This window comes from Methylibium sp., from assembly GCF_013817345.1.
Classification (GTDB): domain Bacteria; phylum Pseudomonadota; class Gammaproteobacteria; order Burkholderiales; family Burkholderiaceae_C; genus Methylibium.
In genome coordinates this window covers 1-3,629 of record NZ_JACDCW010000185.1, presented here as the reverse complement: position 1 = coordinate 3,629, position 3,629 = coordinate 1, and the positions used below count along the sequence as shown (strand labels likewise).

3 protein-coding genes and 1 pseudogene are annotated in these 3,629 nt (G+C 65.7%); 1 reads left to right on the top strand and 3 read right to left on the bottom strand.

Annotated features, from left to right (window positions below):
* The 3 genes and pseudogenes from H0W40_RS19650 to H0W40_RS19640 all read right to left on the bottom strand — a co-directional run.
* A pseudogene (locus H0W40_RS19650) lies at window positions 1-349 on the bottom strand (3-carboxy-cis,cis-muconate cycloisomerase); the annotation flags it as partial.
* A gap of 43 nt (window positions 350-392) precedes the next feature.
* Window positions 393-1,568: an enolase C-terminal domain-like protein gene (locus H0W40_RS19645; RefSeq protein ID WP_292449584.1), complete on the bottom strand. Its 1,176-nt coding sequence runs from the start codon at window positions 1,566-1,568 to the stop codon at window positions 393-395.
* A gap of 152 nt (window positions 1,569-1,720) precedes the next feature.
* Complete coding sequence (locus H0W40_RS19640; protein WP_292449582.1) at window positions 1,721-2,704, bottom strand: tripartite tricarboxylate transporter substrate binding protein; 984 nt, start codon at window positions 2,702-2,704, stop codon at window positions 1,721-1,723.
* 158 nt (window positions 2,705-2,862) lie between these two features.
* On the opposite strand from H0W40_RS19640, the gene H0W40_RS19635 reads away from it, so the two are divergent.
* Entirely contained in the window at window positions 2,863-3,606 is a 744-nt protein-coding gene (locus H0W40_RS19635) for a GntR family transcriptional regulator (protein WP_292449580.1), read from the top strand.
* Window positions 3,607-3,629 lie beyond the last annotated feature (23 nt).

Sequence of the window (3,629 nt, the reverse complement as noted above, 5' to 3'; positions counted from 1 at the left end):
GCGTCGTCGCACCCCAGTGCACGTAGCGCCCCGCGTCACCGCACAGCTTCACGAGCTGATGCACGAGCGGCAGGATCGGGTACCCGACGGTGTCGGTTTCCTGGCGCAGCAGCTCGAAGTCGAGCGCTTCGATGCTCGAGCGGCTCGCGATCACCTCGGCTGCTTCGGCGGGGATCACGCCGCAGCGCGCCTCGGCACACGCGAGCGCGACCTCGACTTCGATGTAGCGCGAGATCAGCGCACGGTCCGAGAAGACATTGCGCATCGCCGGTGTTCCGAAGGCATCGCGGAACAGCACCGAGTCCAGCACCGTCGTAGCGCCCTGGAATGTGCGGTTGCTCTTGCTCATGTCCGAACTCCTGATGTGGCGGGCAGCATTCCGAATGCCGCGTTCAGCACGGCCGGCCCGTCAACCGATCGAGCCACGGGCGCAGGTTGTCCTTCTGCTCCAGGCCGAAGCCGGGTGCGTCGGTCGGCCGGATCACACCGCCGCCCACACCGCACTCGGCGGGGTAGCCGCCGAAGGGCTGCAACACGCCGGGATAGGCTTCGCAGCCCCCCAGCTCGAAACCCGCGGCCACGTGCAGGCCGATCAGATGGCCCCCGTGGGGATGCACGCAACGGCGGGAGAAACCGTGCGACTCCAGCATCTCCAGCATCCCCGCGTACTCGGTGATGCCGTAGGACAGGCCCGGATCCATCTGGAAGAAGTCCTTGCCGGGCCGCATGCCGCCGAACAGGACGAGGTTCTTCACGTCCTGGATCGAGAACAGGTTCTCTCCGGTCGCGATGGCGTGCGGATAGGTCTGCGCAACACGCTGGTTCAGGTCGAAGTCGAGTGGATCGCCGATCTCTTCGTACCAGCGCAGCCCCAAGGGGCCGATTTCCTCGGCGTAGGCAAGGCCTGTCGCCAGGTCGAACCGGCCGTTCGCGTCGACCGCCAGGCATCCGGCATCGCCCACCACAGACAGAACCGCCTCGATCCGGGCCATGTCCTCTTTCATCGACGCGCCGCCGACCTTCATCTTGAAGTATTGAAAGCCTGCGTCCTGATAGCCGCTGAACTCCTCCCTGATGCGATCCAGACTGTCGTTCGGGTAGTAGTAACCACCGGCGGCATAGGTGTCGATACCTTCCGCCCGGGCCGCGCGTTCGAACTTGCGGGCGATCGTGACCCACGCCGGTTCGTCGTTGAGCTTGGCGTTCAGATCCCAGATCGCCAGCTCGAGCGCCGCGGCTGCGGCGGCGCGATCGCCGTGACCGCCTGGCTTTTCGTTGCGCATGATGGTCTGCAGAACCTTCTGCGCATCGAAGTTCTCGGCCGTTGCATCCAGCAAGGACTCCGGCCTGGCCGCCATGAGGCGAGGGATCATGCGGTCGCGCAGAATGCCGGCCTGCCCGAACCGTCCGATCGAGTCGAACGCGTAGCCGACGACCGGCTTGCCATTGCGCATGACGTCGGTTGTCACGGCAATCAAGGACACGTTGTGTTCGGCAAAGCTGACGAGGGAATTCGAGAGATTGCCTTCGAGCGGAACAGTGAGCTCTTGGATGTCGACGATCTTCATGGGGTGGTCCGGGTTCGGGAGCGGTGACGATGCAAAAGCGCGCAGCCAGCTACAGCGGCGCCGTCATCGGCCGGGGCGCGTCGTGTTCGAGAAAACCCACGACGGATCGCGCATTCCGGTGAGTCGCAAGCGGGGCGTCGAAACACACAGAGTCACTCGAGCGAGATGTTGCCGGCCTTGATCACGTCGCCCCCCTTGCTGAGCTCGCTGTCGATTGCTTTCGCGAATTCCTGCGGGCTGCTCGCCAGCGGCAGCATGCCCATCGTGGCGAGATGAGCCTTGGTGCCGTCGGCAGCGAGAACCGTTTTCAGGTCGGCGTTGAGCTTGTCGCGAATCACAGGGTCCAAGCCCTTGGGCGCGACGATGCCGAGCCAGCCCAGTGCGTCGAATCCGGCATAGCCGCGTTCGGCCACGGTCGGCACGTCGGGCAGCGTCGGCACACGCTGCGGCGTCGAAACGGCCAGCACGCGCACCTTGCCCGCCTGGAGCAGCGGCACCACGCCCGGCTGCGAATCGAAGAGAACGTCGAGCTGACCGCCCAGCAGGTCGGTGTAAGCCGGAGCCGAGCCCTTGTACGGCACATGCTGGATGTCGATGGCCGCGCGCTGCTTGAACATCTCCATCGTGAGGTGCTGGAAGGACCCGGCGCCGCCGGAGCCATAGCTCAGCTTGCCAGGCGCGGCTTTCGCGGCTGCGATCAGGTCTTGCACGGTCTTGTATCTGGAGTCGGCCGCAACCACCAGCACCTGCGCCACGCCGGCCACGTTCATGATCGGCGTGAAGTCCTTGCGCGGGTCGTATCCCGCCTTCTTGTAGAAGTGTGGCGCGACCGCCATGGGCCCGCTCGAGCCGAGCAGCAGCGTGTAGCCGTCGGCGGGCGAGCCCGCGGCCGCCTTGCTGCCCAGCGTGCCGCCGGCGCCGCTCTTGTTCTCGACGACAACCGTCTTGCCCCATTGCCGCGTCAGCCCGTCGCTGAGCAGGCGGGCCAGGACGTCGCCGGACTGACCTAGCGTGAACGGCACGATGATGGTGACGGGCTTGCTCGGGTAGCCCTCGGCCAAGCTTTGAGCAAACACCAGGCCGGGCGCTGTGGCAAGGCTGAGAACAAGGGAGCAGACAAGGGTGCGGCGCTGCATGGGGATGGCTCCTCGAAGGCGGCTGCGAAGATATGTACTACAACTTTATAGGTTGGTACATATGCTAAGCGCCTGAAAACGCGCTGTCAAGCGAAAGCCCGCGCAGGACTCGGTGGCTAGACTGAGCGATCGTTGTGCCACTCGCCCCGTGCCCTATCGTGTCCGTCACCCTCTATCAGCAGATCGCGCAAGACTTGGTCGGGAAGGTTCGCTCCGGCGAGCTGCCGGTGGGCTCTTTGCTGCCCACGGAACTGCAGCTCATGGAGGCCTACGGCGCCAGCCGCAACACGGTGCGGTCGGCGCTGGATCGACTGCAGGACATGGGCATGATCTCGCGCCGCCGCAACCGCGGCACGATGGTCGAAGCCCCACCGGCGGCGGGCACGTTCACGCAGTCGATGTCGACGCTCGAAGACCTCGTGTCGTTGGCGCAGACGGCGCAGCGCAATGTCGAAGGCGGCGGCGAAGTCGTGCTCGACATCAACTCCGCGCGCGAGCTGCGCTGCCCGCCCGGATCGCGTTGGCTGCACATCGCCATGACCCGCCGCCAGCAGGGCGCGGCGCTGCCGCTGGTGTGGACCGACGCCTACGTCGACCCGCACTACAAGAACGTGCGGCGCCTTGCCGCCAAACATCCCGACATGCTGCTCGGCGACCTGATCGAAACGCACTATGGACGGCCCATTGCCACCGTGGAGCAGACCGTCTCCGGTTGCGCGATCGATGACAGGCTGGCCGACAAACTCGAGGCCAAGACGGGATCGCCCGGGCTCAAGATCCTGCGGCATTACCGCGATGGCGCGCGCGTGGTCGTGCTGGCCACCCGGTCCGTCTATCCGGCAGACCGCTACTCGCTCACCACGACGTTGGTCAGAACGAAGGAAGCGCCTCGCAAGGAATAGGCGCAGCGGTTGTCGGCGAGCTG